This window comes from uncultured Georgenia sp. (assembly GCF_937958535.1).
In the GTDB taxonomy this organism is placed as follows: Bacteria; Actinomycetota; Actinomycetes; order Actinomycetales; family Actinomycetaceae; genus Oceanitalea.
The window spans coordinates 1-4430 of sequence record NZ_CALGNQ010000114.1 but is presented as its reverse complement, the minus strand read 5'-3'; the positions used below and the strand labels follow the sequence as shown (position 1 = coordinate 4430).

Genomic DNA, 4430 nt, shown 5'->3' with positions numbered 1-4430 from the left:
TCGAGGCCGAGCTGCTCGAGGAGCGCCGTGGCGTCGAGGTGGGCCATCTCGGTGCTTGAACCGGCGTCGAGATCGAGGGCGCCGTCTGCGCCCACCGCACCCGATGCCGCCGTCGCAGTCACGGGACCGGGCGCGGCCGCATATCCGTTGAGCAGACCGGCAGCAGCGAGGTCGCCGAGGTCGAGGAGCCCGCCGTTGGTGCCGTCGCCGATGAGCGGCAGGTCGAACCGCGCGATCTCGAGGCCGATGAGCTCCTCCAGGACACCGACATCGATCGTCGACCGGTGCTCACCCGGCTTGCTCAGGTTCCCGGCGCTGGTCCGGATCGCCTCCACGAGGTCCAGGCCGAGTCCGTCGACGGCGACGAGCTGTGCCGCTGCCTCACTGTCGTCCGTCGGTGCCGAGTTCGCCACCTGCACTCCCCCGGCAAGGGCCAGCGCGCCCAGTGCGGCGACGGCTACCGGCCGCCTCCAGCGCCGGCCGCCCGAGCGTCTGGCTCGGTGCTTCACTTCCACAGACTTCCTCCGTTCGTCGGCAGCACAGGCATGAGCGAGCTGCCGCTCGAAGGAAGGTCCCCCGTCAGACCCGCCATCCGCCCATGACCGTGCAATGGTGAAATGCTTTCGTCCTCAGTTGAAGAGGAAAACCGGCTCCACCGTACTTGTCAATTACCGGAGATCGGGCCAGTTTGGGCGCAAAACGGGCGAATCTCTGCCTATCGGATGGCGGGTCTCCGCCCATCGACGGAGGCGCCGTCTCGCGTGTTGGACAACGGCGTCCGTCGGCGCGGGCACGCCGATGTCCTGGTTCGGGCGGGTAACCCGACCGCGGCGCCGAGCGGGCGCGGGCGCGTCGAGCGTCGAGCGGTCGTAGGTATGTGCCTCCGTTGACACATCCGGACCTGACATAAGGGCGCGAAACCCACGACCTGACGCGGAGCGGGTAAGCGCGGCGGTGGGTGGTAGAGCGGCGGTGGGAAGGCAGGACCAGCGGGGTGGGCCCGCCGGACCTGTCACACCACCGGGTCTGTCACCAGTTCTGGCCGCCGCCGAAGCCGCCGCCCTCGCGTTCGCGCTGCTCCTGCCGGTCACGCTCCGCCTGGCGGTTGCGCTCCTCGAGCTCCTCGCGCTGCGGGTCGTCCGAGGGCCCCTCGCTCGGCTCGTCCGTGGGCTGGTCGGAGGGTTCGTCCGACGGCTCCTGCGATGGCTCCCCGGACGGCTCGTCGGACGGCTCCTCCGAGGGCTCGTCGCTGGGCTCCTCGGACGGCTGCTCGCGGTCCTGCCGCGCCTGCTCCTCCTTGTCCCGCTGCCGCTGGGAGGACTCCGCGTTCTCCTGGGAGGTGATGCACGGCGCGATGACCTCCTGCGCCTCGGCGAAGTACGCCTCGGCCATACCGAGGTCGCTCCCGGTCGCGGCGACGTCACCCATCGCCTCGATGGCGAGCGAGAGGTTCGTCCGCACCCGGCACTCGGGGGACTGGGGCGCCTTGCTGCCCTCGGGCCCACCCGGCAGCGGCCCGGCCTGCGGGACCAGCTCCAGCGCGACGCGCAGGTCCTCGACCGCGCGGAAGTGCTCCTCGGCGCGGTACTCGGCCGTGCCGCTGTTGAACCACGCCTTCCACTGCTCGGCGAACCCGGTCCACCGCTGCTGCGCGCGGTACTGCCGGGCCGCCTCCGGGAACCTCCCGGCGTCGTACTCGCGGGTGCCCAGCAGGTTGCCGGCCCACGTGCCGACGAGCAGCGAGCCGACCACGAGGAAGACCAGCACGACGGGCGCGGACCACGCGAGCAGCCGCCGCCGGCGCCGCAGGTGCTCCGGCGGCCCTGCGTCCGCCGCGCGCACGTCCGTGACGTCGTCGGTGATCATGCCGTGCTCCCTCCGCTCCGCGCCCGGGCCGGCGCCCCGGCCGGCCGCGGGAACCGCCGCGCCAGGTCGAAGACCTCCCAGGTGAGGAGCACGCCGAGCAGGGCCGCGAAGGGCCAGTGGACGTCCTCGTAGACGGCCACCTCACGGCGACCGTCCTCCGCGGCGATGGTCTCGGCGTCGATCCCGGAGACGAGGCCCTCCACGCCCGACGGCTCGGTCCGGTGGACGTAGTCCACGCCCAGCTGCTCGGCGACGCGTCGCAGCTGCGTCTCGTCGATCCGGGACACCGCGGGCGGCGAGCCGTCCTGCGTCTCGTCGCGGATCCACTCGGCGTCGGTGCCCGCACCGGTCTCGTCCGTGCCGTCGTAGTAGCGCATGTGTCCGCCCTCCGCCGTGCCGTAGCCGAGCACCGCCCCGCCGTCGACGAGGGGCGCGAGCTCGGCGTAGGACAGCGGCTCACGGCTCTCCCCGCCGTCGCCCTGCGTGTTCTCGCCGTCGGAGAGGAAGAAGACGATGCGCACGTTCTCCGGGTTGCGCTCCGCGGCGCCCTCCAGCGCGGTCCGCAGCGCGGGCAGGGGCCGGTCGACCGCCGACCCGGCGGAGTAGTGGGTGATCTCCTGGACGAGGGTGTCGGCCCAGGTGCGCACCGCCCTCGCGTCGGTCGTCAGCGGCAGCTGCCGGGCGGCCTGGGAGTCGAAGGTGATGACCGAGTAGCGCGAGCCGGGCATCGCCTCGACCAACGCGAGGACGTCGTGCCGCACCCCGTCGAGGCGGGGCCGGTCGCCGTCGTAGTCCTCGGCCGCCATGGAGCCGGTGCGGTCCACGACGAAGAACATCTCGACGTTGGTGGCCACCGTCGACGTGGAGCTCGGCACCGCCGGGGCCAGCGCGATCGCGGTGAGGGCGAGCACCATGCCGCTGCGGCGCAGCCAGGCCGCGACCGAGCCCTCGCCGGTCCGGCGGGCCTGCACCGCGGCGACGACGCACACGGCGAGCAGCGGGAGCATGACGGCCACCGTCACCCACAGCGGCCAGGCGAGACGCAGGATCATGTCCGCAACCTCCACGCCGCGAGGACGAGCCCGGCCACCCCGGCCACCGCGAGCCAGAGCACCGTCTCCGGCCGGTCGGTGACCACCACCTCCGGGTCGGCGTCGAGCTCGACGGCCTGCTGGGAGGCGATGTCGGCGATGATGGCGTCCACCGCCTCGGGGTCGTCGGCGTGGTAGAACAGCCCGCCGTGCCCGGTGACCGCCTGCCGGAAGGACTCCTCGTTCTGCACCGAGTAGGCCTCGTCGGAGGCGGTGAACAGGCCGTAGAGGCGGATGTCGCGCTCCGCGGCGAGGTCGGCCGCCTCCTGCAGGGTGTAGATCGGGTCGCCCAGCACCTGGTTGTCGGTGGCGAGGATGATCGATCGGGAGCGCTCGCTGTCCGACTCGTCGAAGGCGAAGGCGCAGGTCGCCAGCCCGTCCCCGACGAGCGAGGAGGAGTTCGGGTCGAGCGACATCGTCCCGGTGATGAAGTCCTCGAGCCGGTCCAGCGCCTCCGCCGAGGGGAACAGCGCGTCGAGGTCGAAGTCGAGCGCCCGCGCGGCCTGCTCGAGCTCGGCGGTGACGAGGTCGTAGTCGTCGGTCAGCGGGAACACCGTGCGCGACGTCGAGTTCCACACCGACAGGGCGATCCGCTCGCCGTCGAAGCTCTCCACCATCCGGGCGAAGGTCTGGACGATCTCGGTGTCGAACTCGATCATCGAACCGGAGACGTCCAGGCACAGGACGATGTCGCGGGTGGCGAGCACCTCGGCCCGCACGTCCCGCTCCGCGGGCCGGGCCAGCAGCAGCGCGGTGCCGAGCGAGGCGACGAGGGCGAAGACCCCGACCCCGCCGAGCGCGAGGCGGTACAGCCGCATCCGCCGGCGGTAGGTGGGCAGCCGGGACAGGTAGGAGGTGTTGGCCAGCCAGCGCACCTCCCGTGGGCGGCGCCGGGTGTGACGGGGAAGGAACCAGCCGACCGCGGCCGCCGCGAGCACGACGCCGAGGACCACCGGGACGACCCAGCTCCACAGGATCACCACTGGCGGATCACCTCCCGGGCCCGGGCCACGGCGGTCTCCGCCTCGGCGTCGCTCCGGCGCGCGAAGGAGGGCTCCTCCCACACGCGCAGGAGGTCACCGAGGCGGGCCGTGGGGTCGTTCGCGGCGATCTCGCCTGCCGTCCACGACCGCACGTCCCGGCCGATCCGCTCGGAGGCGAACTCGCGCATGATCCGGGCCAGCTCCAGGTGGAGCCCGCGCAGGTCCTGCTCCCCGCGGCGGTAGGCGGCCATCGCGCCCTCGACGTCCCGCTCGAACCGGGCCCGGCCGTCGCTCGTCAGCGGCTCCGGTCCCCGCGGCGGGCGGGGCCGGCGGGTGGAGAGCAGCACGAACGCGTACCACGCCGCGACGGCGAGCAGCAGCAGGGCCCCGACGACCGGGACCCACGCCGAGTACGCCTCGGGTGGCAGCAGGGTCTCAGCGCCGGACACGTCGCTGCCTCCGGAACAGGTCGATGAGGGCGTCGACGACG

At 72.9% G+C, this 4430-nt stretch carries 5 protein-coding genes; all 5 read right to left on the bottom strand.

Going from position 1 to position 4430, the window contains the following annotated elements:
- On the bottom strand, positions 1 to 413 hold a 413-nt coding region (locus tag Q0195_RS06290; protein ID WP_299276026.1), incomplete at its 3' end, for a choice-of-anchor G family protein.
- 616 nt (positions 414 to 1029) lie between these two features.
- Positions 1030 to 1866 (bottom strand): PT domain-containing protein, encoded by an 837-nt coding sequence (locus Q0195_RS06285; RefSeq protein ID WP_299276024.1) that lies wholly within the window; start codon positions 1864 to 1866, stop codon positions 1030 to 1032.
- Positions 1863 to 2918, bottom strand: coding sequence for a VWA domain-containing protein (locus Q0195_RS06280; RefSeq protein ID WP_299276021.1), 1056 nt, complete (start codon positions 2916 to 2918; stop codon positions 1863 to 1865). Before Q0195_RS06280 ends, Q0195_RS06285 begins: the two co-directional genes overlap by 4 nt.
- Positions 2915 to 3940, bottom strand: a complete 1026-nt coding sequence (locus Q0195_RS06275; RefSeq protein WP_299276018.1) for a VWA domain-containing protein — start codon at positions 3938 to 3940, stop codon at positions 2915 to 2917. The genes Q0195_RS06280 and Q0195_RS06275 overlap by 4 nt, the downstream gene beginning before the upstream one ends.
- Positions 3934 to 4389 carry a hypothetical protein gene (locus tag Q0195_RS06270; protein ID WP_299276015.1) on the bottom strand — a complete coding sequence of 152 codons (456 nt, stop codon included), beginning with the start codon at positions 4387 to 4389 and terminating at the stop codon, positions 3934 to 3936. Before Q0195_RS06270 ends, Q0195_RS06275 begins: the two co-directional genes overlap by 7 nt.
- Between the last annotated feature and the right edge of the window lie 41 nt (positions 4390 to 4430).

Excerpts from the sequence above, each read along its gene's own strand:
- Q0195_RS06280 (WP_299276021.1), bottom strand. The coding sequence starts at position 2,918 with ATGATCCTGCGTCTCGCCTGGCCGCTGTGGGTGACGGTGGCCGTCATG.
- Q0195_RS06285 (WP_299276024.1), bottom strand. The coding sequence starts at position 1,866 with ATGATCACCGACGACGTCACGGACGTGCGCGCGGCGGACGCAGGGCCG.